Below are 25,920 nucleotides of genomic sequence, written 5' to 3'. Positions count from 1 at the left end.
TTATATTTAGACTAATTTCAGGTATTAATTGCGCAGTTCAAAGCGACTTAGCCGCTCTTTTAAACCATGCGCTAGTTTACTTATTTCACTACATGCAATCGCTGTTTGAGAAGTCCCCTCTGCCATTTCTGTTGATGAGTTATTAATGTGTTCAACACTGCGGTTCAAGTCTTCTGATACCGCAGTTTGCTCACTACAAGCCGTGGCTATTTGCGTGCTCATATCAGCAATTTGATTAACTGATTCTTCGATTTCGTCGATTTGCGTACCGGCATTTTTTGCTTGCTCAACACATGAAACAATTCCTTCGTGGCATTGTCTACTTGATACTTCCATCGCTTTTGACTTTTTCTGTAATTGCTCAACAATATCAACAATTTCTCTTGTTGAGTCTTGTGTTCTTTTTGCAAGTGAACGCACTTCGTCAGCGACAACGGCAAACCCTCTGCCTTGCTCCCCCGCCCTAGCTGCTTCAATTGCAGCATTGAGGGCTAGCAAATTCGTTTGCTCTGCTATAGCACCAATTACATCAACAACAACATTGATATTATTTGAACTCGCCTCTAAGTCATTTGCAAGTCGCCCTGATTCATCAATCGTTGATGATACTTTAGAAATCTCAGTAACCATCTGCTCTAGTAATAAACTGCCATTTTTAGCCATATTTGCAGAATCATTAGCGGAGCTGGCTGCAAGCTCTGTATTTTGCGCCACCTCAGATACTGCGGCTTGCATCTGTGTCATTGCGGATGCCACAGAATGAAGTTCTAACTGCTGATTTTGCATACCAGATGCTGTTTGAGACGAAATAGCACTTACCTCTTCAACCGCTGATGTTAGTTGAATTGTTGCATCATTCACTTCTGTAACGAGGTTGTTTAAATTATTTTGCATCAAATTAATTTGCAATAATAAGTTACCGAGCTCATCTTTGCTTAAACTTTCATCGTCTAAAACAGTATTTAACTTGCCTTTGGCAATGGCTGAGGCGAATGTGAGGGCATGCTGTACAGGTTTACGAACCGATTGCACAAGCCATAAAGAAGCAATAACAATAAAAGCTATTACGATTAATGCACCAACGAGCGAAACCCACATGGTAGAATTCAACTTACTTTCAACAGTGCGAGATATACTCTCGACTGCTAATTCATTTAATTCAATAGCGGTATCTAAATTCGCGATAGCATCTGTATAAGCTTGGAAGCTCATTAATACAACGTTATTAGCTTTTTCTAACTGTCCTGATAACAAGAGCTGTGCATATTGATGCGTTTCACTTTGGTAAGTCTCCCACGTTAACTTAAATTTGTTTAGTGCTTGAATTTCAGCATCTGAAATAGAAAGTGCCTCATATTTTTTTAAAGTTTCCTCTACTAATACGCGTTTTTGGTTAAGCTCTTCTAACCATACCGGTAATTTAGGGTTTTCAGCATTTGGGATCAATGAGAACTCATCTTTACGAATTTCAGTTAAAATAACCTGTATATTCTTTAACTCAGTGATCGAGGGTAAGCTATCTTGGATAATAGTATCAACATTAGCATCGAGTTCAGATAAACTCTTGTTCATTACTAAGGTTAATATTAAAAAAATGATAAATACCAGAGAAAAGCTCCCCCATATTTTCTTACCAACACTTAAATCTTTCAATTTCATATGATTTCTCTTTATTTCAATAGCTTACTTAAAATAAACTATATATCCTTAACTGACCGAATTAAAATTTTTTCATACTTAAAAAAATAAATTAATCTATGATAGGTTGAACGCAAATAGTTAAGTTTAGCTAATATACTCCTGACCAAAAGCTCATAAGTAAGCGACTGAACCCTCTTAGTGTAAGCATAGACATAAGTAATCCTTTATGAAAATTTTAATTTAGGATGACTTAGCACGCAAAAGTATAACTTTCTTATTTCCCTTAGGTTGCCCAAGAGAATATTAACCAATAGAATACTCACTGCTAGATAGAAGATCTGTAGTCGATTTACTCCCTACTTAGCTAAAAGCAGGCTCAAGTAGTTATACCCATTTTTATCAACTACAAGTATTCTTATTTCAATATAAAACCATAGGGGCACCAAATGCGTTTACTACACACCATGTTACGGGTTGCTGATCTAGATAAATCAATTGAGTTTTATACTCAAGTACTCGCGATGAAAGAGTTACGCCGTGCTGATAACGAAGAATACCGTTATACTTTAGCCTTTGTAGGCTACGGCGATGAAAAAGACACAACAGTACTAGAGCTGACCTATAACTGGGATACCGACAGCTATGATTTAGGCAATGCTTATGGCCATATCGCCATTGAGTTTGATGATATCTATAAAGCATGTGCTGATATTAAAGCAGCTGGTGGCAATGTAAGCCGTGAACCTGGATCTGTGAAAGGCGGCACTACAGAGATTGCGTTTGTGAAGGACCCTGATGGCTATGTGATTGAACTAATTCAGAAAAAAGATAATAGCCAATTTTAACTATGTGATAGCACTAATCCTAAACTCAAACTGGCACAAATAAATAATAAGGTGGCGAAAGCTAACGTTTCTAAATCACCTCCAAATGAGATGTTAACTACACCTTGTGGCTTCCTACCTCATTGGCTTCCCAATTATTGCCTACAAAATCATATTTATCCTTGCGCCTGGTTTAATGACTAAGTCATAATTGATCCACAAATTATAGATTGGATATGTTATGACTTGGTTAGCAAATTTAGCCCAACAACGCAGTGCTTGGTTACTACTCGCCTTTAGCGCTTTTATTTTTGAAGCAATCGCATTGTTTTTTCAATATCAAATGGGCTTAGAGCCATGCATTATGTGTATTTACCAACGTACCGCCATGCTAGGGTTATTAGCCGCAGGGTTACTCGGTGCCATTAAACCCTCTAATATAATATGCCGTCTAACAGCATTTTCTGCATGGGCAGTTGCTAGTATTTGGGGTTATTTAATTGCACGCGAACATATCGATATGCAAACTACCACCGATCCTTTTGCGTTTAGCTGTGAATTCGAACCTAATTTCCCATTACCATTACACGAATGGATACCACATTTTTTTGCTGCAACAGGTGACTGCGGCAACATCGATTGGCAATTCGCAGGGCTAAGTATGCCGGCGTGGATGGAGATCATTTTTGCCGCATTTACTCTGATACTGATGAGCGTTATAGCAAGTCGTTTAATGATTAAAAAGTCGCTATGATGATGGCATTTTTTTCAAGCCAAATAACACAATTAAAACCATTTAAAATACGCCAACGTCAGCAACTCATTGCGCTTGCACTGAGTATGTTAACTCCAATGCAAAAAATCAATTTACGTATTATTAAGCTGGTTTTATTGATCCCGGTGTTTCTATCATTAGCATATGTTGAAGGTTGGCTGTTACTGCCAGCTTTACTTCTGGCCGGGTTAAGTTACCCATTATTAACCATGCCAGTCGAAATTCAATTTTCTAAACGCTATTTAAACGACGCTATTAAGCAATTAGAACAGGGCGAATAATTCGCCCTACTGATTTTTAGAATGTAACTTTGCCATCCAGTTTAGCGACTAATTTATCGCCAATACCTTTCACCTGCGCTAGATCTGCAACAGACTTAAATTTGCCTTGCTTGGTACGGTAATCAATTATCGCTTGCGCTTTTGATTTACCAATACCCGGCAACTGAGTAAGCTGTTCAACTGTGGCTTGATTCACATTGACTAACTGAACTTTATTCATACTTTCAGCAGCCTCGGTTTTAGTTACAGCTGCGCTACTAGGCAATGAAATAGCTAAGCCAAGCACTACTACTATTAAAGCTAAAAACTTCATGTTTCTCCTCCATGATATCCATACGTGGACTCAATTAATAGTTGATTTTAATGCCTTCACTTTTGGACTACCTCCAAATAAAGTCATACTAAAAAAGTGCGACTATTTAAATAAAGTAAAATTGTACCTTTTTGTCAAATCCTAGTAGTAAAAATAAAAATGTTCACTTGCAAAAAGACCAACAAACAATTACTGTACATAAAAACAGTAATCAATCAAGGTGAACGTGTTATTCACCACGCAAATTGGCAGGAGAAATCATGGCTGTTGTTGTTAAATATGTTGTAGAGAGAAACGGAGTCGAGCGTATGACGTTTACTACTAAAAAAGAAGCTGACGCGTATGACAAAATGCTTGATATAGCAGAGTCGCTTGAGGTTATGCTTGAAAAGGTTGATGTGCCACTAAGCGAACAACAAATCGAATCGCTCGCACTTGAGATTGCTAAAAGTAAAGATGACTTTATGAATGTGCTTAAAGGCGGTAAAGAGGCAATACAAAAAGCACCTACGGCGAAAGCAAAAAAAGAAAATGCAGCGCCTATTAAAGCCAGCGCTGATAAAGAAGCAAGCTAAAAACTCACAAGTTAAGCAACTAAAAAGGGCAATTAATTGCCCTTTTTAGTAACAAAATTACTATCTGTTACAGTTCTCGTTCAACTTCATCAAATAATGTGGTGATTTCTTTATTTGGTGGCGCTGTTGATAAGCTCACTGTAATAATTGCAATTGTTGCAAGTATAAAACCTGGTATAATTTCATAAATGATACTGCTGAGGCTCTCACCATTTATGGTGATTGGCGCATATATCCATATCAACACAGTGCCAGCACCAACAACCATACCGCTTATTGCACCTTGAAGATTCATTCGCTTCCAGTATAAGCTTAGCAATACTAATGGGCCAAATGCAGCACCAAAACCAGCCCATGCATTACTTACTAAATCTAAAATCGAACTATCGCGATCATAAGCCAAGTAAATAGCAAATAATGCAACCAGTAGTACGCTAATTCGACCGACTAAAACCAGTTCAGTTTGTGAGGCAGTACGGTTCAAATAAATTTTGTAAAAATCTTCAGTGAGTGAGCTTGAGCATACTAATAGCTGAGACGAGATAGTACTCATGATTGCAGCTAAAATAGCAGCAAGTAAAAAGCCGGCAATTAACGGATGAAATATTAATTCCGATAACACTAAGAAAATTGTTTCTTTATCATCAATTAACATTTGATTTTCGATCATGTAAGCGGCACCAAATAACCCAGTTAACACCGCACCAATTGCTGATAAGGTCATCCACGACATACCAATACGACGCATGCTTGGCATATCTTTAACAGAACGTACTGACATAAAGCGAACGATAATATGCGGTTGACCGAAATAACCTAAGCCCCATGCCATTGCAGAAATAATAGCAATGGTTGAACCACCAGCAAACCAATCCAACATATTAAGCGAGTGGACTTCGCTCTCTTTCGGAGCGCTTAACAACAAGTCATAACTGGCATTAGCAAGTGTGTCTAACACTGGCTGCTCTAGCATCATATAAGTAACAATAGGTACAGCAAGTAGCGAGATGAACATAATGCAACCTTGTACAAAGTCAGTCAAACTCACAGCTAAGAAACCACCAAATAATGTATAAAGTACGACCACCCCAGTTGTCACATAAAGCCCTGTTTCGTAACTCATTTGAAATGAGTTTTCGAATAATTTACCACCAGCAACTACGCCTGAAGAAGTATATAGAGTGAAGAAAACGATGATCACGATTGCCGAAATGACACGTAATATATTTTTATTATCAGCAAAGCGATTAGCAAAGTAATCAGGGATGGTAATCGAGTCATTCGCTTTTTCAGTATAGACACGCAGCCTCGGCGCGACTAAAAAGTAGTTTGCCCAAGCACCAAGTACTAAACCTATGGCAATCCAAACTTTACTCAAGCCAAATAAATACATCGCACCGGGTAAACCCATAAGTAACCAACCACTCATGTCCGATGCACCAGCAGATAGAGCCGCTACAGCTGGTGATAAACTCCTTCCACCCAACATATAGCCCGACACATCAGCGGTAGACTGCTTATAAGCGTATAAGCCAATACCTAGCATTGCGATAAAATACGCAGCTAAAGAAATAATCATTCCAGTTTCCAAACTCGCCTCCAACTCTGAAGTTAAAACCAGGCTTTCAATCCTAATAATGACTCATAAATCAATACTATATAAAGTCATTATTGGTGTAAAAACCAACCTAGAGCTTGACTATATCACGCCAAGGGTGAATAACTCCACTTACAGAGGAAACCATGTAATGATATAAGTTAAGTTGTTTTTACCTGATAGTTAATTATTTAACGACAGAACATGATAATTAATGCTATTTAGGCTGTTTTATCTTATATTGCCCAAGTAATCGCTTAACTGATGTGGATCCGCTGTTTATGTATTTTTATGCTGCACGCCAACCAATTTTAGATCGAAACAAACAACTTGTAGGGTATGAACTACTCTTTCGTGATGGCGTTGATAATGTATTCCCTGATATTGATGGTGACGAGGCAACTACTCGGCTAATTGAAGGTAGTCAATTCAATTTTGGTTTAGAAGATCTCACCGATAATAAACCAGCATATATCAACTTTACTCTGGAAACATTACAAAAAGGCTACCCAACACTACTTGGTAAAGAGCAGGTTGTTGTAGAAATACTCGAAACAATTCAACCAGGGAAACGCTTACTCGCGATCGTCAAAGACTTAAAACAAAAAGGTTATACGCTCGCGTTGGATGATTATATTCACCAGCCTGTATGGCGTCATTTCTACCCTTTTATTGATATTATTAAAATAGATTTTCTCAGTTGTGAGGTTGACACTATTAACACCATAATTGAAGAACTTAAACCTTATCCGCATATAAAGTTATTAGCAGAAAAGGTAGAAAGCTACGAAAAATATCAATTAGCACTAGATCTTGGCTTTGCTTACTTTCAAGGGTTTTTCTTTTCCAAACCAGAAATGGTGCAAAGTAAAACCTTGCCACCATCAGAAATCGCGCTAGCAGAGCTGCTTTATGAGACATCGAGTGTTGAAGTTAATTTAAAGAAAATTACCGACGTCTTTGAGCGGGATGTAAATCTCTCTTATAAATTATTACGTTATAGTAATTCAGCGGCATTTAAGCGTAGAGCAGAGATCAACACCATCAAACAAGCACTGATTGTGTTAGGTGCGGCAGAAATTAAAAAGTTTTTATCCTTGTTGTTTGCAGCCCAAGTTGCTGGCGATAAACCCGCAGAGTTAATACGTTTATCGTTAACCAGAGCACGCTTTACTGAGTTGCTAGCTATAAACCATAATAAACTCAAAGATACTGGCATGGCTTTTTTAACCGGTATGATGTCATTAATGGATGCCATATTAGATGAAGATATGGAAAGCGTAATGAAAAAGCTGCCATTGTCCAATGATATCAAGTTAGCCTTATTAGAGGATCAAGGTTTACTTGCACAATATCTGCGCTTGGTTAAATTATACGAACAAGCCAATTGGCAAGGTGCAAACGCGATTAAAGATGAACTTGGTCTTAGTGCTGGTAAAGTGCCAGATGCATATCATGATGCCGTTAGCTGGGCTAATGAGCAGATGAAAGTACTGGCTGGGTAATAAATAATATCGCAAATAAAAATGCCAGCTTAGAGACTGGCATTTTTATTTAACCTGAAAGTACACATTAAAGGCTTTCTAAAAAGTCCTCATCAAAATCTTCAGGCTCTTTTTCAACTGGTGGATTACCATCATACAGCTCATATAATTGACGTTGAAAGTAAATGTCTTTCATAAAAATATACGGATCGAGTGACTCATTCAATAAGCTTTCTTGTGGTATTAAAGAAGCTCGGGTTTCTACAGCTTCTAAAGCAAACACCAATACAGTTTGTGGCGTGGTTAAGGCCATTTTCGGTAACACAAACCTATCAACCACATCACCCGTTAGGTTACGCGCTGTTGTAGGCCCCATACCTGGGATCATTAAATAAGCACCGTCACCTATTCCCCAGACCCCTAGAGTTTGACCAAAGTCTTCATCAATAATATTCAAACCAAGTGATGTAGCAACATCAAATAAGCCTAAAATACCCACTGTTGAATTAACTAAAAACCGCGCTAAGCTCACGCCAGCGTTACCCGCTTTACCTTGTAACGTGGCATTAATTACATCAGTTGGTGCACTAATATTACCAGTAAAATTGACAATACTACGGCGCACCGGTGTTGGTGTAACGGCCACATACCCTACCGCGACAGGGCGCAGAACATACGCATCAAGTACATCCATATTAAAATCATACATTGAACGATTAAATGATTGTAGTGGATCTCGCTCATCTATTTTTTCGTTAGGCACTTGCGTGCATCCTGCTAGCACCAATAGCCCAAACAAAACTAAACTCTGTCTTAACATCTTTTATCCTTAAGGTATTAATTCATTAATAAGTAAATCATAAGCCTTTGTTTGGCTTCGTTCTAACACATCTGAACGACCTTCCAACTCACCCGTTGAAGGCATTACTGATGCATCCTTTGAAATACGTGCAGTTAAAATAATTTTATCAACGCTTGAAAGCGTCAAACCTGCAACCATAGCATTATTATCACTTAACTGTACTTCAATTGGAAAACTATAATCTGTTAATTTTACCACTGCTAATGGCATTGGCGGACCATTCGCAGCTTTTGCAAAGACGAATAAAGTGCCTTGCATTGGAAGCTTGTCCGCAAGCTGTGGCGCAAGATTAACAGTGACTTTGATAGCACTCATTTGAGCAGCGTTATGATCCTCGTCACTGCCCGACTCAACTTGTGACTGCAACCCAGATGCTAGTTGTGTGTTTTCAGCTATCATCATATTTTGTTCAATTTCAGTAATTCTCTGAGCAATCATGCCATAGCGAGTGTCTTGCTCGTCCATACTCTTTAACAGTACTTCGAATGCTGCTTTTGCTTGCAACCAATCATGACGTTCATAAGCAATTAACGCTAATAATGAAATTGCATCAAGGTTGGTTGGATCGTCTTTGAGCACTTTAGAGAGCATACCCGCAGCACGCGTCATATTTGCATCACTGCCTTCAAGTAATAGCACTTGGCTGTAACTGATCAGCACAGGCATATTGTCAGGATCCATACGCAATACTTTATCAAAAGACTGTTGCGCCATGTCGTATTCATTCAATGACATTGCAACGCGGCCGAGCAACATCCAAGCCACTTGATCATCACCACTTTGCGCAAGTTTAGTGCGCAATCCTAACGCAAACGCTTGTAATTCATTTTGTGTTAAAGACTCGCCTTGCTGCATTACGGCTCGTTCGCCATAAGCGGCTAAATTATCCATAGCGCTGTGCCAGTTCTGCAACTGTTGTTGTGAGCCAGTTGCGGTATAAAATATAGCTGTGAAAGCAATTAAAAATGCACTGCCTGTTAATGCAAAAATACGGTTATTGCCTCGACTCATTAGTGATTTTTCAGGTGATAACTCATTTAGTAAGCGACGTTTGAGCTCAATCACAGACTCATCATGGTTACCTTGATCAATACGCTTATTTACTAAATCATTCGCCAGCTCGCTAAGGCGCTGACGGTAGATGGCAATAAGCTCTGAGTTAGCATTGTAAGTGAGGCTTTGTACCCGCTCTTTACTCAAAAAAGGCAATACCACAAACGCCACAGCTAATAAGGTTAATAATGCAAAAGAAACCCACATTAGTATCATTTAAATCTGCTCCTGACGTTCATTTTTCGCAATGAGCTTGGCTAATAATGCCTCTTCTTGCTCACTCCATGTTTGCTTAACCGCAGCCTTACGTTGACGAAAAATAATAAAGCCAAAGCCAAATACCACAATCAAAATAGGTAGTACCCATAACACTAATGTTGCTGGTGTTACTGGCGGATCGTAGTGAACAAAATAGCCATAGCGATCAATCATATATTCAATAACATCGTCTTTTGATTTACCCTCTTTGACTAACGCCAATACTTTCTCGCGTAAATCTTTCGCAACCACAGCATCTGAATCAGCGATATTTTGATTTTGACATTTAGGGCAACGTAATTCTTTAGTTAACTCAGTAAAACGTTGCGCTTGTTCGTTGTTATCAAATTGGTAACGATCTTGCTCTGCCATAGCCATGCCACTGGCTAGTATCATTAAAGCAATTAAAAAATATTTCATGGCTGTAATTCCTGCATCAAGGGAGCAAATTTTGCACGCCAAACTCGCGGATTTATGTCCCCAGTATGGTGCAATAAAATAGTGCCTTTGCTATCCACTAAAAATGTTTCAGGTGCTCCTGATACACCTAAATCAAGCGAAAGAGTACGGTGTAAGTCAAGAATATTAAACTGATACGGATCACCGGCACGACTTAACATCGACGTCACTTCTTCTCGTAGCGCTGGCATATCAAATTCACCGTCAAAATCAGCATCGTAACTTTGTACATAGTAAAGTCCGATAATTTTAACGCCTTGCTCTCGCAGTTGGGTTAAATAACCTAATTCAGATAAACAGGTAGGACACCAAGTGCCCCATACATTGAGTAGGTACACATCGCCTTTTAATTGGCTATCTTGCCAACGCTTTGAATCCTGCATTAAATCAGGTAAATCAAAGGCTGGCATTGGCTGACCTAACCGACCTGTTTGAATTTCTCTTGGGTTTGAAAACAAACCTTGAAATAAAAACACGCACACTAAAAAAAATGCCAGCAGAGGTATCAGCGCTAACAACTTGCGGTTCATACTAGCTTCTCCTGTGACTTATCGGTACTTTTCTTACTAGTGCGGTAACGTTTGTCACCTAAAATCATAAATCCGGCGAGTGAGATCAATACACCACCAATCCACATCCAACGTACAAATGGCTTGTGGTAGATGCGCAGTGACCAGCCACTGTTATTTAATTGCTCACCAAGAGCAAGATATAAATCACGAGTAAAACCAGCATCAATTGCTGCTTCGGTCATAAATTGCATACCAATATCGTAGTGGCGCTTTTCAGCATGTAATACGGTGACTAGTTTATCATTTTTCAGGACACTCACTTCTCCAGCATAACCACTGTAGTTTGCACCACGAATAGTGTAGACCCCTTCAAAACGATACTGATATTGATTTAACTGTACGATTTCGCCCGGCTTCATCGAAACATCACGTTCAACCGAATACGCGGAAGTTAAAGTGACACCTGCGATAACAAAGGCAATACCAACATGTCCTAACACCATAGCCCAATAACTAAGTCCTAACCTTTTAAGACCTTGGCTAAAGTTAGTTTGCACAGTAGCTTTAACATATAAATCAACACCAGTGGTGATCACAATCCATATCGCAAGCGTGGTCGCCAATAAAGTTAAAGGTGCAACAACTGCATAGCTTGAATACAACCAAGCAGCTGTGATAACAAGGCTCATTAGCGCAGCAATAAGTAATTTATTTTGTAAAAAAGACCACTTATTTTGCTTCCAACGTAACAGAGGGCCAATGCCCATTAATATGGCAAACGGCACCAAAATAATGGCAAACATTTTATTAAAGAATGGTTCGCCAATTGAAATACTGCCTAAGCCCATTTCTTTATGGACCATAGGTAATAAAGTACCCAGTAATACAATAAAAGTAGCAACCACTAAAAATATATTATTGAGCCATAACGCCACTTCCCGAGATACCAGTTTATAGCGACCTTCGCTGTGTACTTGCGATACCCTAAATGCATATAAGGTTAACGCACCGCCAACCACTATCGCTAAAAACGCTAAGATAAATAAACCACGATCAGGATCGGTTGCAAATGCATGCACTGACACAATAATCCCTGAACGAACAATAAAGGTGCCCAGTAAACTCAATGAAAATGCAGCAATCGCAAGTAATACGGTCCATGATTTAAATACACCGCGTTTTTCGGTTACCGACAATGAGTGCAATAATGCTGTAGCCACTAACCAAGGCATAAGCGATGCGTTTTCAACGGGATCCCAAAACCACCAGCCACCCCAACCAAGCTCGGAATATGCCCACCAGCTTCCAATAGTAATACCTAGTGTTAAAAATCCCCACGCAGTCATTGTCCAAGGACGTGACCACTTAGCCCACGTATTATCAAGTTTACCAGTTAATAACGCTGCAATTGCGAATGCAAAAGAAACCGATAGACCAACATAACCCATATATAATAAAGGTGGATGGATGATCATCCCCGGATCTTGTAATAGCGGATTCAAGTCGCGCCCTTCGACTGGAAAGTAAGGCAGTAATAATTCAAAGGGGTTTGACATCCACAGGGTGTAAAGCATAAAGCCAACACCTAAAAAGCCTAATACACCTAATACGCGGGCACGCAGTATCCAAGGCAATGAATTAGAGCGTAGTGCTACTACTGCTGTCCAACCGGCTTGCATTACTAGCCACAATAAAATAGCACCTTCGTGCCCACCCCAGGTTGAAGTAATTTTATAATACCAAGGCAAGGTACTGCTAGAATGATAAGCTACATACGCGACGGTAAAGTCATCGGTTAAACTGGCATAAATTAAGGCCGCGAATGACACAAGTACAAATACAAATTGACCAACAGCTAATGAAGGAGCTGCACGCATTAACCGTAAATTACCAGTATGTGCGCCCCATAGAGGAAAAATACATAATAAAACACTCAGCACCATGGCCAGTGTTAGGGAAAAATAACCGAATTCTGGGATCATCTTAATTGCCACTTTCTAAGTTATATTTAGGTTTTTCGTGTTTGATCCCCTTCACCGCTTCCGCAACTTCAGCAGGCATGTATTCTTCATCATGCTTAGCCAACACTTCAAACGCTTCTATTACATCAGGTTCAATCAACACACCTTGAGCAACAATCCCTTGTCCCTCGCGAAATAAGTCAGGCAAAATACCTTGGTATTTAATCGTTACTAAAGGGCCTGTATCAATCAAGGTAAAGCTTACTTGTAGGCTGGTTTCATCTCGAATCACAGAGCCTGGCACAACCATACCGCCAATACGCAACTTTTGCCCAATGTGCGGCTTTTCTTTATTTGAGCCTTTACCTTCAATTAACTCACTAGGAGTATAAAATAAATTAATATTTTCTTGCAGTGCATACAGCACTAAACCGATAGCGGCACCAATACCAACTATAATAGCGACAACGCCAAGCAAACGTTTCTTACGTCTTGGGTTCATGCTTGATTCTCCTGTTGAGCGTGTTTAATGCGAGCCTCTCGTTCAGCTTGTTGCTGCACAGAAACCATAATACGCTTAGTATCATTCCAAGAGCTTACTAAAATACCTAATAAAATCAGTGTACATGAACCAAAAGAAAGCCACACATAAAAGCCGTAACCGCCCATGGCAATAAAATCAGAAAAAGAATCAAACTGCATAACTAGCCCCTATTTAACAACTGACGCACCCAAGGGCGATGCTTTTCACGTTGTAAAATTTCATTTTTAAGACGCATCAAAGTCACCATGCCAACAAAACCAGCAAACGCGACTATATTTACCATTAGTGGCCAAAACATACTTGGATCAATGGCTTTAGTATCAAACTTGGTAATAGTGGCCCCTTGATGCAAGGTGTTCCACCACTCAACCGAAAAATGGATAATAGGTAGGTTAATTACCCCCACAATAGCCAAAATAGATGCAGCTCGACCCGCTGCTTTTTTATCTTCAAAGGCATGATATAAAGACAATACCCCTAAATATAAAAATAATAGAATGAGCTCAGATGTAAGTCGTGCATCCCATACCCACCACGCCCCCCACATAGGTTTGCCCCAAGCGGCGCCAGTAATAAGTGCAATTGCAGTTACACATGCACCAACCGGTGCGATAGCAATCACCGCCAACTCGGCATTACGAAGTTGCCATACCAAAGCGATCACTGCCGCAACAGCCATTGATGTATAAGCCCCCATCGACAAAATAGCTGACGGTACATGAATAAAAATAATGCGATAACTGTCTTTTTGTTGATAGTCAGCTGGTGCATAGGCTAATCCCCAGACCCAACCAATAATCATAAAGACAACCGTTATCACGGCAAAATAGGGCAGTAACGTATTGCATAATTGATATGCACGATCTGCTTTAGCGTAGGGATGTAACCACTTCCACATATTAACTTACACTCACTTTCAATGCTGACGATATGGCGATTGGTGCGCTGATAATTGCAATGACAAGCATCGCACCAAGAATGGCAAGCTGACCACTATAATCCAGCGACATTGTGCTGGTATCGATAGCAGACGTTGCAAAAATTAATACGGGGATATATAAAGGCAAGACCAATAAACTCATCAAAATGCCGCCTTTTTGTAATCCCACAGTAAGTCCAGCGCCAATAGCGCCGATAAAACTAAGTAATGGTGTCCCCAATAGCAAGGTAAGCACCGTTGCAATCAATGCTTGATTGTCTAAATTTAATAACAAGGCGAACAACGGCGTCATCAGCACCAACGGCAAGCCTGTAATAATCCAATGGGCAACCACTTTGCCAAGTACCGTTAACGGTAGCGGGTACGATGAAGCAATCAATTGCTCTAAACTACCATCATGATAATCATCACGAAATAGTTTATCTAAGCCTAACATGGTTGAAAGTAACGCGGCGACCCAAATAATACCAGGTGCCATACGGCTAAGTAGACCGGGCTCAGGACCAATTGCTAACGGAAACAATGTGATAACAATTAAGAAAAATAAAATGGGGTTTACGATTTCAGCACGCTGGCGAAATGCCAGCTGTAAATCTTTTTTACAAACAGCACTGAATAGCTGCCAATATGAATGCTGGCGTAACATCAGTGTCGGTACTCCAGAGTAACGGTTTGCAACTCATTAAAGTGGGTCGTTAAGTCTTGATGAGTGGTTAGTAAAATCGCCCCACCTTGTTCTAGGTGAGCTAAAAAGCGTTGCTGTAAAAATGCGACACCTGCTTTATCTAGGGCTGTAAATGGCTCATCCAGCACCCATAATTTCGCATCATTAAGCCAAAGTCTGATCAACGCCACACGACGTTGTTGACCAGCTGATAAAGTACGCACAGGTACATCTTCAAGGCCTACTAAACCGATTTTAGCCAGTAAGGAATACAGGTCTTGATCTGTGTTATAGCCTTGGATCCGTAACCAAAATCGCAGATTTTCAATTGCACTAAGTTGACTATTCACCCCTGTTTTATGGCCGATAAATAGCAACTGACGGGCAAATTCATCATAATTTTTTGCAATTGATTCACCCTGCCACATAACCAGCCCCTCATCGGGCGTAGAAAAACCCGCAATTATACGCAGCAGTGATGTTTTACCTGCCCCATTTGGGCCTGCTAATTGCATGATTTGGCCTGATTTCAAGCTGAAATTAAGATCCGCAAACAAACAACGTTCTTGCTTGATGCAGGTGACGGACTTAATGTGTAACAAGATGATGATTCTCTATACCCAAAATTAGGCGTTAGTCTATCATAATGATAGGGTAATACGAATAATGCTTTGCACCGATTAACGAAAACTTGATTTAAAATAATGAATAAACCTACACAGATAACATTAGCGAATTCGCTTCCTGTCAGTCATTCATCGGACAATGGTGTTGCACAGCAATTACCTGTTTTCAGCGAGCAAACACTCAGCGCTAAAAACATCGTATTCGCCAAAGGCTCTGTGCAGATGGAAGTCTACGTTGATAAACATTGGCAAACATTACGCTTAGCTACGACTGGCACTGAAACAAACACTCAAAAAATTGCCAGTGCCGATATTCAACTCAGTAATGATGGTAAACAACTCACTATTTTACCAAAGCAAACTGAGATCAGCTTGCGTCAAATAAACCAACTGCAAAGTGTTTTAAATTTTATTAACAGTGGTGTTCAAGTAGAGAATAAACCTTTGTCGTTGCAAATTATTTTACAGCCTACAGCAAAATTACTGTTAAATCAGTTACAAGCCAGTATTCCTATCAATAAAGAAGTAGCCCAACTACTGCACAGTGAGCAAGGTCTAAAGGCAATCATTACCCCGAACCGTAATAACTTTACTTTAAGCGTTGTTAATCGCTTTGCTAATACACTTCACCAACAGCCAATTAGCCAAGCAAAACTTGCACTTTGGCTCAGTAAACTAGTACCAAATGGGCAGCTACAGCAAGATAAAAACACCGCAATACTGAGCTTTAATAATTATAATGGCAATATTAAGCTCGCACTGCAGCAGCCGTTAAATAACCACTGCACACACTCAACCCTGCCTGCCGGAGTAATTCAAAAAGTACAATTAAATGCGCTTAATGAACAATTAATAATAAAAACACAGCTGCCAAAAATGGCTTTGCAATTAAAAAATTCATTAGCCCATACTTTTAATTCACTGCTACAAAAAAGCCATGTACCTAGCCAGTTTAATACGCAAACAAGTGCAGCACCTAGCAGCCCTTCATTGGTCACTAGCAGCCCAATAAGCTCGTGGTTACAAGACAGTTTTGCTGATTTAAAAACCAGGATCAGTGACGCTGTACGCTATTTTGAAAGCAAACCATTTAGTCAATTAGCCATGCTCAGCAATAAATCAGCTGTAGCACAATCGCTAACACCAACAAATCAAACCTTATTGCCCAAATCACTCAGGCAAATAAACCTTGTAGCAATGGCGACAAACAACACTCAACCATTACTAGCAGATATCAGCCAAGGCACCGCGCTGCCAAAGAACTATCACCAGTCGCCTCCCTTGGTACAGTTATTTCAGCGATTAAAAGCCAGTTTAGCAAGTATTACAGATCCTAATGCGGTTAAAAATAACAGTCCCGCTGCGGCGCCACTAATTAAAGATACCGATAACCACAAACAATTAAATAAACTAGCTACCGCTATTCAATCCAGCAAAACCAATGGTACAACTGTCAATGCCAGTGATAATAGCGCTGTCGCCAAAACAGTTATAGCCGATGCTCAGCAAAAATTGAAAACAACACCAGTTATTATTGCTGGGGTAGATACCAAAATAGCATCCCTAACAGCACAGTTAAACAACGACAATCTAAAAGCAAGTACCCACTTACATATAGCAACACAGTTAAAAGAGCCGATAACCAGCCCCTTACCAGCAAGCCAAATAAGCTTACCACTGGAAGCCAAATTATTGGCGTCACTGCTAAAAACGCCTAGCGAAAAACCGCTGCCTAATTTTAAATCAACAGCAAACTACGATAAACAGTATATCGCTTCACAAATTGATAAACTAGCAGCGACCAAAGTGAGTGAGAATGTCGATTTAAACCGACTAGTCAATCAAGCCTTTAGCCGCATGATTGACAGCCAATCGTTGCAACCGTTAACCATTCAACGAGAAATACTCAGTATTTTGCGTCCAGAAAGCTTAACAACGAGTGCCCTACAAAATAGTTTTAGTCAATCTATTGAGCATCTGGCCGTGGCTATTTTAGCGGCTCCAAGCTTAGCAAATAGCAACGCATTGAATTTTAATAGTCAAAGCTCACTTGATGCTTTACTACAAGTATTAATGCCTAACTTTAAAGCAACTAACCCACAGAAACTGCAAGAACAATTATTACAGCCACAATCACAAGCCTTAGCGGCTGAGCTGAGCCAAATAAAAACGGCAATTAGCCAAATTAACAGTACCCCTATCAATCAGCAGCCTGATAATAATCCGTTAGTACAATTTTTGCTGCCGATGCGACTGCCACCGGAAACCGCACAAACTGAGATTTCATTAGGACAATATAAAAAACCAAGTAAAAATAAACTCGAAGATAAAAATGTTTGGTTTGTACGACTTAATTTTGATTACGCAGAGCTAGGCCAATTACAGATCACCGCTGAATTAATGGATAAAGCACTCGATTGTCAATTACTTGCCTCAAGTCAAGATATCACTGCGATGACTCATCCACATCTTGAGAGTTTGCGCCATAAATTAACAGCCCATGGCCTACAAGTTGGTGAAATGCAGCTAAGTCAAGGTGCACCGCAACACCACGCTTTCTATCAGTCCCATGCCATTATTAATATTAAGGTTTAAACCATGAATGAGATGCCAAAACACAAGTCTGCAATTGGTTTAGTTTATGAAGCCGGCCGCTCACCTACGATCAGTTGTAAAGGATTTGGTGAGCTCGCAGAAGAGATCATTAAAGCCGCAGAAGAAAAAGGAATTTTGATCCACAAAGATGAAGCATTGGCTAAAACGTTATCACATTTAGAGCTTGGCGAAGAGATCCCAAAAGAACTGTATTATGTGATTGCCGAACTGATTGCTTTTTCATATGTACTGCGGGGTAAATTTCCACCAGGCTGGCAAGACTTTCAAGGCAAGTTAAATATTCAGGCGTAAAAAGTAAAAGGCGCTAATTAGCGCCCTTTTGATGATGTAACGACATTAATAGTTCGGCTTCGGCACGCGGAAGTTCACACTCTCGTATGATCTCTTCAATATCGGCTCCTAACTCAACCATTTTCACTGCTCGAGAATAAATTTTCGCATCAGGATCGTCATATTTTTGCGCATCTTGTAACTGCGCTAACTCTTGATTTTGCTGCTCTACAGCGACTAAGCGCTTACCAATACTTAGCATACCAGTGCGCATTTCTGCAACTTCACTGCGTAAAATACTGAGCTGTTGTTGAGTTTCTTGCAGTTGCAGTATTTTGCTTTTTAATGCTGCAGCGTACTTATTATTATTAATAAAAATTAGTCCCAAGCATACTAACACCAGTACAATTGAGACGCCAAGCAACGAGTATAACAACATAGTTTTTCCGTAAGCGTTATAAATCGCTCAACTCATCCCACTCTTCGTCATTTAGTAATTTATTTAAATCAACTAAAATCAATAATTCACCATCACGATTACTCACACCTTGAATAAACTTGGCACTTTCTTCAGTGCCAATGTTTGGCGCACTATCAATTTCTGAGCTACGCAAATAAACCACTTCAGCTACACTGTCGGCTAAGATACCAATAACTTGCTCTTCAGCTTCAATAATTAATACTCGTGAATTGTCTGTTGCTTCTGCAGACATCAAACCAAATCGTGCACGTGTATCTATTACTGTTACAACATTGCCACGTAAATTAATAATCCCTAAAACATAGCTTGGAGCACCTGGTACTGGAGCAATTTCTGTGTAACGCAAAATTTCTTGTACTTGCATTACATTTACACCATAGGTTTCTGATTCAAGCTTAAAAGTAACCCATTGCAATACTTCATCATTGCCATCGGTATTTTTACTGCTTGATAATAATCTTTGTTCACTCATGTTATTACTCCGAATATCGTTACTGGTCGCGGCTGTCTAAACCTTGCTCTAATAATTGACCTAAGCTTTGCACATCAATTAAGGCACACATTTTTTCTTTAATTACACCTGCAAGCCAAGGCCGCTTGCCACTTTTAGCTCGCCATTTCACATCTTCACTGCGTAGTGTAATGTTATTAACCAGCTTTTCAGCCAACAATCCCCATTGGCTATTACCTAAAGTAATTAAGTATTGGTAGTTTAATTTTTCTTCTAACTCTTGGGTATACTTTTCTGGCATCACCCATAGAGCGGTATCAACTACATTAAGATTCTCATCACGATTTAGCATCACGCCTTTAAACCACTTAGGTTTACCAAAAAGCTGATTAACTTCACCTAATTGATGAATACCACCAAGTGCTTTTAATGGTACAGCGAGGGTAAGTCCTGCCACTTCAAAGAATAACGCCTGAAACTCGCCATCAAAATAATCTTCTTGGCGCTGCACAGGAGTTTTAGCTTCAGCAACATTTAACTGTTCACTCACTTTAGCTATATCTTTGATATTAGCTTGGATCTGTGGTTTCTCAAGCGGCGCTGGTATTTCTTCCCGAGGGCTTGTCTTTGGCTCATCAAGTGCGCTTGGCTGCACAATCGTCTGCTGCGACGCCTTGAGTGGCATTTTATTACTACTTTCTGTGGGTGGAACTTGTTCGAGTAATTTTGCAACCGGGTGTAAGTCTGTTGACTCATCGTCTTCGCACAGTAAAGCCCCCAAATACTGGGTCATTACTTTTTCATTAGCAAATAATTGCTTACTCATTCATTAACCTTGTTCAATCAAATAATCGAGTAATGCGCGATAAGCATAAACACCTCTTGAGCGTGGACAATACTGAATCGGTACTTGTTGAGCTAAACTTGCATCACGGAACTTAGTATCTACGGGTATTACCCCCGGCCATACTTTTTCTTGGTACGTTTGCTGTAATGTCTTATATGCTTCAAGGGATGCATTGGTGCGCTTATCATACATTGTAGGGATAATGGTATATTGATACTGCTTTGATTGCGAGCTTTGCATTAATTCCATGGTTCGCATCATTCGGTCAAGCCCTTTGAGTGCTAAAAACTCAGTTTGTACTGGCACTAAAATGCGCTCACTTGCAGCCAATGCGTTAACCATTAAAACACCTAACACTGGCGGGCAATCTAAAATAGCATAATCATAATGCTCACTAATTTTTGCGAGGGCTTTTTTTAAGATCAGCCCCATTCCAGTTTTATTACCCATACTGCGGTCAAGTGTCGCGATTGCCATCGTTGCAGGAAGAATATCTAAGTTATCTATGTTCGATGGACACAAAGCTTGCAATATTTCTTCACTTGCCATGGCGTTTCCACGGGCAAATATATCATACACACTGACTTCTAAATCTTCTGAATCAATACCAAAGTAATATGTTAAAGATGCATGAGGATCGGTATCAATCAGTAATACTCGCTTTCCTTGCAGCGCTAATATACCAGCTAAGCTCACAGCAGTGGTCGTCTTCCCTACACCACCTTTTTGATTTGCTACCGTCCAAATTTTCACATCACACCTTATTTTTGTTCGTTGCGCGTTGTAATTCGTATACCACCGTGTGGGAGTTGGATCACTTTAATAGTGTTATCATCACTTGGCAACTCAATTGGTTGCTCTGCTTCAGTTGCTGGTTGCTCGGTTGTAACAATGGGCTTGGGTGGCAAACCATATTTTGATAATGCAACGACTACTTTACGATTTTCAGCACGCCCTTGCTCTGTATCATTGTCGGCAAAGGGGGAATACTGTCCATATCCTTCAATGGCCATGCGCGCAGGGTTGATACCTAATGCATCAAGTTCGACTAAAATCGAGGTCGCTCTTGCAACCGATAGCTCCCAATTAGAACGAAACATTTCATTATGAATAGTTTCATTATCTGTATAACCACGCACTCTGACGTAGTTATCAACTGGGGCAATAATATCGTTCACTAATTTTATCACTGCTTTCGCGCGTTGATGCGCCACTGCACTGCCGCTAGAAAATAACATTCCTGAGCTTAATTCAATGATTAACCAGTCTTGATGTAACTCTAGACTTGCTTCACCATCACGTATTTCATCGATCAAGGCCGATTGTAATTTAGTTAATAAGCTATCTAAAGGTTTGCCTAAGTGTTTTTGTTTTATGTTACTAGTATCGCTTTGCCCATCCAATAACTCTGGGCCAGCTTCTTGCTTTTGAATACTTTCACCAAACAGCAGTTCGTTTTCAGGAGTCACTCTATCGGTTAATAAACCGGTCCCCGTCACACCTTGACCTTCTTGACTATACTGGCGAGCTGATTTATCAAAAACCTGCCCTAGCGAATCAGATAAAATTTGGAAACTTTCTTCTTTATTAATCGCAATCGCATACATCACCACAAAAAATGCAAACATGATAGTCATGTAATCAGCGTACGACACTAGCCAACGTTCTGTATGCTGACTTTTGGTCGATGGGTGACGAAGTCGACGGCGTATCATAATAATTATTCTTGTAACTGACTTGGACGCTCGACACGATACGCTTCAAGTTTCAGCTCAATATTGACAGGGCTATCACCTTGGCTCATGGCAATAATTCCTTCAGCTAATAACTCATGAAACAGCATCTTTTGTTCTACTTGTTGTTTGAGCTTGTTAGCCATGGGTAAAAACAGTAAATTTGCTAAGCCAACCCCATAAATAGTCGCAAGAAAAGCCGTCGCAACCCCAGCACCTAATTTTTCAGGTTCAGTGATAAATGACATCGCCTGGATCAGACCAAGTACGGCGCCTAAAATACCGATAGTAGGACTGTAACCGCCTAACGCCTCATACACCCGGCTGGCTTCCAGCAATCGCTCCCTTTCTAGCAACAGATCAATTTCTAGTGTGTCTCTGAGTTTTTGTTCACTGTTGCCATCAATCAGTAAACTCAAACCTTTAGCAACGTATGGATCCGGATGGGTTAATGCTATTTCTTCAAGTGCTAAATATCCTTCTTGGCGAGCTTTTTGTGACCAACTTTTAACTTGCTCAATTGCTCTGTTGATATCATAACTTGGAGGGAAAAATACCCAATGACTTATTCTTAATGCTTTATTAAACGTACTTGCTGGTGTTTGTAGCATTACAGCACCTAACGTACCGCCCAACACAATAATTAATGCTGGACCATTAAATAAAGCACTCACAACACCGCCTTCTAGTGAGTAGCCATAACCAATCGCCAAAAGTGCAACGAACAGGCCTAGAAACGACAACTTATCCACAACCAATCTCTCGAACTAACCGATTAGCAACGTCTTCAAGCGCAATGCTTGCAGATGATAACCCTGCGTTAGCAACCGCTTGTGGCATACCATATACCACACTGGTTTTTTCATCTTGTGCCCAAATAGTAGCGCCGGCTTGTTTAAGCATTCTTGCACCGTCTCGTCCATCAGCGCCCATGCCTGTAAGTACCACAGCTAATACATCACCTTGGAACGATTTGGCTATACTAGCAAAAGTAACGTCAACACTTGGTTTATAGGTGATCCGGGCACTATCGTCTTCAAAAACACGTAAAGAACGATTTCCAGCTCGCCCCTCAATCAACATTTGTTGACCGCCCGGCGCTAAATAAGCGACACCAGGGGTTAATCGATCACCTTGTTGCGCCTCTTTTACTTTTATTTTGCACAAGCCATTTAAACGTGCGGAAAATGCTGGCGTAAACGCAGCTGGCATATGCTGTATTAACAAAATGGGATGCGGAAAATTAGCGGGCAACTGAGTCAGGATTGTTTGCAGTGCAACAGGTCCTCCAGTTGAAGTACCTATTGCAACTATTTGATATTTCTTTCCTGAAGCCCGAGTGTTCGCTGCACTATTAGTCGCTGGTGCTGCACTACGGTTAAAGCTTCGATCTGGTTGAGTTATCGCAGGGCGACTTGTTGTACCCGCAGATACGGGAGCGGCTGGTGTCGGTGTCGGTGTCGGTGTCGGCCGACTAAAGCGTGAAAGCCGCTTGCGTCCAATTTCTTTTACTTTATTTTGTAATAACTTAATCGCATCTTCATTATTACGAGCAATATCTTCAAATTTTTTCGGTAAAAAATCTAAAGCACCCGCATCAAGTGCATCTAAGGTTGCTGTTGCGCCATCACGCGTCAGTGATGAGAACATCAGAATAGGGGTTGGATTTGCTGCCATGATTTCTTTTACAGCACTAATGCCATCAAGCACGGGCATTTCAACATCCATGGTGATCACATCTGGGCGTAGTTGAGCTGTTTTATCGACCGCATCTCGGCCATTTACCGCAAAACCAATTACGTCGATATCCTTATCTTGCTCGAGTATTTCGCTCACTCTGCGGCGAAAGAAACTTGAATCATCAACAACTAAAACTTTAACTGCCATTGGCATACTCTTGTTAAATTTTATCTGTGAGAGCCATATTTAGCTCCCACAATAAGATAAGAATTGGACTAACCTGCGTAGTGTTTTAGCAAGTTTGGCACATCTAAGATTAGCGCTATACCACCGTCAGACGTGATCGTTGCACCTGCCATACCAGGTGTCCCTTGTAGTAAAGCATCAAGCGGTTTAATAACAACTTCTTCTTGACCAATCAATGAATCCACTACAAAACCAACTTGTTGCGTACCTATTTGTACAATTACAACATGGCCTTGAGCTTTGCGTAATGATCTATCAGCGCCTTTAACTAACCAATGTTCTAAATAAAACAGTGGTCGTGCTTTCTTACGAACAATAATGGTTAATTGACCATCAACTACATTCGTTTTAGTAAGGTCTAGATGGAATATTTCATTAACACCAGCCAGTGGTAGTGCAAATGTTTGCTCACCGACAACCACCATTAGTGTCGGCAAAATAGCCAACGTTAATGGAACTTTAATTTCTAGGATTGTACCTACACCTAGCTCAGATTGAATACTCACAGAACCATTTAGTTGAGTAATTTTGGTTTTCACCACATCCATACCCACACCACGGCCCGAAATATCAGAGATCTGTTCTTTAGTAGAAAAGCCTGGTGCAAAAATAAGGTTATAGGCTTCTGTATCAGATAATCGAGCGGCTTGTTCGTGATCAAGCACTCCTTTACTAATAGCTATTTTTTTCAGCTTTTCTGGATCCATACCTGCACCATCATCACGAATGGTAAGCAAAATATGATCACCTTCTTGAGATGCTGATAAAGTTACAGTCCCTGCTCTTGCTTTTCCTGCAGCTTCACGTACATCAGGCATTTCAATACCATGGTCTACAGAGTTACGCACCAAGTGAACTAAAGGATCTGCCAATGCCTCAACTAAGTTTTTATCTAAATCCGTTTCTTCACCCACAAGTAATAAATTGATGTCTTTTTTCAAACTGCGGGCTAAATCACGTACTACGCGGGGGAAGCGACCAAACACTTTCTTGATCGGTTGCATCCGCGTTTTCATCACCGCACCTTGCAAGTCCGCAGTTACTACATCAAGGTTTGAAATGGCTTTACCCATTGCTTCACTTTCTGTATTGGTCGCTAAACTGACTAAACGATTACGCACTAGCACAAGTTCCCCGACCATATTCATTATCTGATCAAGTCGCTTTGTATCAACACGCACCGTCGTGTCAGTTTGTGGAGGAGCTGCTTTTTTAGCAGCAGCTGTCGCTGGAGCTGGTGCAGATTTTTCAGTCGCTTTCACAGGCTCTGACACTGCTGGTTTGGGTACTGGTTTAGCTGCGGCAACTGGTGCTACTGCTTTTTTAGCGGGTGTTGGCTCAGTCTCAGCTACTGCTTGTGGCGCACTGCCTTTGCCATGTAATTCATCAAGTAAAGCTTCAAATTCATCATCGCTGATTTCATCTGGCGCATTACTTTTAGTCGCAACTGAGGACGCGTGGGTCGGTTTAGGCGCAGCACTTTCAGTGTCTTTATTACTAACTAGACCGAAGCTACCAATGCCATGCAATTCATCCAATAAATTATCAAATTCATCATCAGTAATGTCACTATTTGATGACTCATTGCTGACAGTAGCTGTTGGCGTTATAGGACTCTGCCCTTTTCCGTGCAGCTCATCAAGCAGACTTTCAAATTCATCTTCTGATATTTCATCGATTTGAACATCTTTTTGATCACTATCAATTTGACCATCAAATAATGAGTCTAATGCAAATGGATCGTCAGAATCATCTAAAATAGCATCAGCATCAACAACAGGGATATCGTCTGCAGGTTCTGCACTGCCAGTTAATTCTTCAGCAGCTGGCGGTAGCCCCAATTTATGTAAAACAGCGAGTAATTCTGGATTTGCAGGTTCTGGTTTTTCTCTACTTTGAATGGTCGCAAACATTTCGTTGATAGTATCGAGTGCTTGCAAAATCACGTCCATCAGCTCGGAATTAACTTTACGAACACCTTGGCGCAATAAATCAAAAACGTTCTCTGCACCATGGCAAGCATCAACTAGTTCAGTCATGCTTAAAAAGCCTGCGCCGCCTTTTACCGTATGAAAACCACGGAAAATTGCATTGAGTAATTCGGTATCATCTGGGTTATTTTCAAGCTCCACCAGCTGTTCTGACAAAAGCTCAAGAATTTCTCCAGCCTCTACTAGAAAATCTTGTAAAATATCTTCATCGACTTCAAAGCTCATGCAGTTTTCTC

The 25,920-nt window shown here is 40.4% G+C and carries 28 protein-coding genes; 7 read left to right on the top strand and 21 right to left on the bottom strand.

Annotated features, from left to right (window positions below; genetic code table 11):
- Nucleotides 1-24: 24 nt before the first annotated feature.
- Nucleotides 25-1,659 carry a methyl-accepting chemotaxis protein gene (locus tag HHO47_RS05030; protein ID WP_169019296.1) on the bottom strand — a complete coding sequence of 545 codons (1,635 nt, stop codon included), beginning with the start codon at nucleotides 1,657-1,659 and terminating at the stop codon, nucleotides 25-27.
- 428 nt (nucleotides 1,660-2,087) lie between these two features.
- Here HHO47_RS05030 and gloA point away from each other — a divergent pair, with 428 nt between their 5' ends.
- From gloA to HHO47_RS05015, 3 genes are all read left to right on the top strand, one after another.
- Entirely contained in the window at nucleotides 2,088-2,486 is a 399-nt protein-coding gene (gloA, locus tag HHO47_RS05025; protein WP_169019295.1) for a lactoylglutathione lyase, read from the top strand.
- A gap of 220 nt (nucleotides 2,487-2,706) precedes the next feature.
- Nucleotides 2,707-3,219, top strand: coding sequence for a disulfide bond formation protein DsbB (gene dsbB, locus HHO47_RS05020; protein WP_169019294.1), 513 nt, complete (start codon nucleotides 2,707-2,709; stop codon nucleotides 3,217-3,219).
- Nucleotides 3,219-3,521, top strand: coding sequence for a DUF6170 family protein (locus HHO47_RS05015; protein ID WP_169019369.1), 303 nt, complete (start codon nucleotides 3,219-3,221; stop codon nucleotides 3,519-3,521). The genes dsbB and HHO47_RS05015 overlap by 1 nt, the downstream gene beginning before the upstream one ends.
- 16 nt (nucleotides 3,522-3,537) lie before the next feature.
- Here the strand turns inward: HHO47_RS05015 and HHO47_RS05010 are convergent, their stop codons facing one another.
- Nucleotides 3,538-3,834 carry a ComEA family DNA-binding protein gene (locus HHO47_RS05010; protein ID WP_169019293.1) on the bottom strand — a complete coding sequence of 99 codons (297 nt, stop codon included), beginning with the start codon at nucleotides 3,832-3,834 and terminating at the stop codon, nucleotides 3,538-3,540.
- A gap of 260 nt (nucleotides 3,835-4,094) precedes the next feature.
- Between HHO47_RS05010 and HHO47_RS05005 the strand changes: the two genes are divergently transcribed.
- Complete coding sequence (locus tag HHO47_RS05005) at nucleotides 4,095-4,409, top strand: YebG family protein (protein WP_169019292.1); 315 nt, start codon at nucleotides 4,095-4,097, stop codon at nucleotides 4,407-4,409.
- 67 nt (nucleotides 4,410-4,476) lie between these two features.
- Here the strand turns inward: HHO47_RS05005 and putP are convergent, their stop codons facing one another.
- A complete protein-coding gene (putP, locus tag HHO47_RS05000) occupies nucleotides 4,477-5,988 on the bottom strand; it encodes a sodium/proline symporter PutP (protein WP_169019291.1) in 1,512 nt (503 codons plus the stop codon).
- 299 nt (nucleotides 5,989-6,287) lie between these two features.
- Here putP and HHO47_RS04995 point away from each other — a divergent pair, with 299 nt between their 5' ends.
- On the top strand, nucleotides 6,288-7,511 hold the full coding sequence (locus tag HHO47_RS04995) for an EAL and HDOD domain-containing protein (RefSeq protein ID WP_169019290.1): 1,224 nt from the start codon (nucleotides 6,288-6,290) through the stop codon (nucleotides 7,509-7,511).
- A 67-nt stretch (nucleotides 7,512-7,578) separates the two neighbouring features.
- Here the strand turns inward: HHO47_RS04995 and HHO47_RS04990 are convergent, their stop codons facing one another.
- Genes HHO47_RS04990 through ccmA form a run of 10 tightly spaced genes read right to left on the bottom strand, consistent with a single transcriptional unit; the run spans nucleotide 7,579 to nucleotide 15,345 of the window.
- Nucleotides 7,579-8,310: an MlaA family lipoprotein gene (locus HHO47_RS04990; RefSeq protein ID WP_169019289.1), complete on the bottom strand. Its 732-nt coding sequence runs from the start codon at nucleotides 8,308-8,310 to the stop codon at nucleotides 7,579-7,581.
- Nucleotides 8,311-8,319: 9 nt separating this feature from the next.
- Complete coding sequence (ccmI, locus tag HHO47_RS04985) at nucleotides 8,320-9,621, bottom strand: c-type cytochrome biogenesis protein CcmI (RefSeq protein ID WP_169019288.1); 1,302 nt, start codon at nucleotides 9,619-9,621, stop codon at nucleotides 8,320-8,322.
- Nucleotides 9,622-10,083, bottom strand: coding sequence for a cytochrome c-type biogenesis protein (locus HHO47_RS04980; protein WP_169019287.1), 462 nt, complete (start codon nucleotides 10,081-10,083; stop codon nucleotides 9,622-9,624).
- The gene (locus HHO47_RS04975) at nucleotides 10,080-10,652 is read right to left on the bottom strand and encodes a redoxin family protein (protein ID WP_169019286.1); all 573 of its coding nucleotides are present in this window, start codon (nucleotides 10,650-10,652) and stop codon (nucleotides 10,080-10,082) included. The genes HHO47_RS04980 and HHO47_RS04975 overlap by 4 nt, the downstream gene beginning before the upstream one ends.
- On the bottom strand, nucleotides 10,649-12,616 hold the full coding sequence (locus HHO47_RS04970) for a heme lyase CcmF/NrfE family subunit (protein WP_169019285.1): 1,968 nt from the start codon (nucleotides 12,614-12,616) through the stop codon (nucleotides 10,649-10,651). Before HHO47_RS04970 ends, HHO47_RS04975 begins: the two co-directional genes overlap by 4 nt.
- 1 nt (nucleotide 12,617) lies before the next feature.
- Nucleotides 12,618-13,097 carry a cytochrome c maturation protein CcmE gene (ccmE, locus tag HHO47_RS04965; RefSeq protein ID WP_169019284.1) on the bottom strand — a complete coding sequence of 160 codons (480 nt, stop codon included), beginning with the start codon at nucleotides 13,095-13,097 and terminating at the stop codon, nucleotides 12,618-12,620.
- Nucleotides 13,094-13,297: a heme exporter protein CcmD gene (gene ccmD, locus HHO47_RS04960; RefSeq protein ID WP_169019283.1), complete on the bottom strand. Its 204-nt coding sequence runs from the start codon at nucleotides 13,295-13,297 to the stop codon at nucleotides 13,094-13,096. Before ccmD ends, ccmE begins: the two co-directional genes overlap by 4 nt.
- A gap of 2 nt (nucleotides 13,298-13,299) precedes the next feature.
- Nucleotides 13,300-14,037, bottom strand: coding sequence for a heme ABC transporter permease (locus HHO47_RS04955; RefSeq protein WP_169019282.1), 738 nt, complete (start codon nucleotides 14,035-14,037; stop codon nucleotides 13,300-13,302).
- 1 nt (nucleotide 14,038) lies between these two features.
- Complete coding sequence (ccmB, locus tag HHO47_RS04950) at nucleotides 14,039-14,725, bottom strand: heme exporter protein CcmB (protein ID WP_145239323.1); 687 nt, start codon at nucleotides 14,723-14,725, stop codon at nucleotides 14,039-14,041.
- Nucleotides 14,725-15,345, bottom strand: coding sequence for a cytochrome c biogenesis heme-transporting ATPase CcmA (ccmA, locus tag HHO47_RS04945; protein ID WP_169019281.1), 621 nt, complete (start codon nucleotides 15,343-15,345; stop codon nucleotides 14,725-14,727). The genes ccmB and ccmA overlap by 1 nt, the downstream gene beginning before the upstream one ends.
- A 102-nt stretch (nucleotides 15,346-15,447) precedes the next feature.
- Here ccmA and HHO47_RS04940 point away from each other — a divergent pair, with 102 nt between their 5' ends.
- Both HHO47_RS04940 and HHO47_RS04935 read left to right on the top strand, forming a co-directional pair.
- A complete protein-coding gene (locus HHO47_RS04940; protein ID WP_169019280.1) occupies nucleotides 15,448-17,964 on the top strand; it encodes a flagellar hook-length control protein FliK in 2,517 nt (838 codons plus the stop codon).
- A 3-nt stretch (nucleotides 17,965-17,967) separates the two neighbouring features.
- Complete coding sequence (locus HHO47_RS04935) at nucleotides 17,968-18,276, top strand: EscU/YscU/HrcU family type III secretion system export apparatus switch protein (RefSeq protein ID WP_169019279.1); 309 nt, start codon at nucleotides 17,968-17,970, stop codon at nucleotides 18,274-18,276.
- A gap of 13 nt (nucleotides 18,277-18,289) precedes the next feature.
- On the opposite strand, the gene HHO47_RS04930 is transcribed toward HHO47_RS04935, so the two are convergent.
- From HHO47_RS04930 to HHO47_RS04895, 8 genes are all read right to left on the bottom strand, one after another.
- On the bottom strand, nucleotides 18,290-18,694 hold the full coding sequence (locus HHO47_RS04930; RefSeq protein ID WP_169019278.1) for a DUF2802 domain-containing protein: 405 nt from the start codon (nucleotides 18,692-18,694) through the stop codon (nucleotides 18,290-18,292).
- 16 nt (nucleotides 18,695-18,710) lie between these two features.
- The gene (locus HHO47_RS04925; protein WP_145239335.1) at nucleotides 18,711-19,208 is read right to left on the bottom strand and encodes a chemotaxis protein CheW; all 498 of its coding nucleotides are present in this window, start codon (nucleotides 19,206-19,208) and stop codon (nucleotides 18,711-18,713) included.
- Between the two features lie 19 nt (nucleotides 19,209-19,227).
- The gene (locus HHO47_RS04920; protein ID WP_169019277.1) at nucleotides 19,228-20,013 is read right to left on the bottom strand and encodes a chemotaxis protein CheW; all 786 of its coding nucleotides are present in this window, start codon (nucleotides 20,011-20,013) and stop codon (nucleotides 19,228-19,230) included.
- Between the two features lie 3 nt (nucleotides 20,014-20,016).
- On the bottom strand, nucleotides 20,017-20,787 hold the full coding sequence (locus tag HHO47_RS04915; RefSeq protein ID WP_169019276.1) for an AAA family ATPase: 771 nt from the start codon (nucleotides 20,785-20,787) through the stop codon (nucleotides 20,017-20,019).
- Nucleotides 20,788-20,795: 8 nt separating this feature from the next.
- The gene (locus HHO47_RS04910) at nucleotides 20,796-21,749 is read right to left on the bottom strand and encodes a flagellar motor protein MotB (protein ID WP_169019275.1); all 954 of its coding nucleotides are present in this window, start codon (nucleotides 21,747-21,749) and stop codon (nucleotides 20,796-20,798) included.
- Nucleotides 21,750-21,754: 5 nt separating this feature from the next.
- Nucleotides 21,755-22,519, bottom strand: coding sequence for a flagellar motor protein (locus HHO47_RS04905; RefSeq protein WP_149981471.1), 765 nt, complete (start codon nucleotides 22,517-22,519; stop codon nucleotides 21,755-21,757).
- Nucleotides 22,512-23,654, bottom strand: coding sequence for a protein-glutamate methylesterase/protein-glutamine glutaminase (locus tag HHO47_RS04900; protein WP_169019274.1), 1,143 nt, complete (start codon nucleotides 23,652-23,654; stop codon nucleotides 22,512-22,514). Before HHO47_RS04900 ends, HHO47_RS04905 begins: the two co-directional genes overlap by 8 nt.
- A gap of 68 nt (nucleotides 23,655-23,722) precedes the next feature.
- Nucleotides 23,723-25,909, bottom strand: a complete 2,187-nt coding sequence (locus tag HHO47_RS04895; protein WP_169019273.1) for a chemotaxis protein CheA — start codon at nucleotides 25,907-25,909, stop codon at nucleotides 23,723-23,725.
- Between the last annotated feature and the right edge of the window lie 11 nt (nucleotides 25,910-25,920).

It is taken from the genome of Pseudoalteromonas arctica, assembly GCF_012927645.1.
Taxonomy (GTDB): domain Bacteria; phylum Pseudomonadota; class Gammaproteobacteria; order Enterobacterales; family Alteromonadaceae; genus Pseudoalteromonas; species Pseudoalteromonas arctica_A.
Note: the sequence above shows the minus strand (reverse complement) of the source record. Positions and strands in the feature narration are given on the sequence as shown.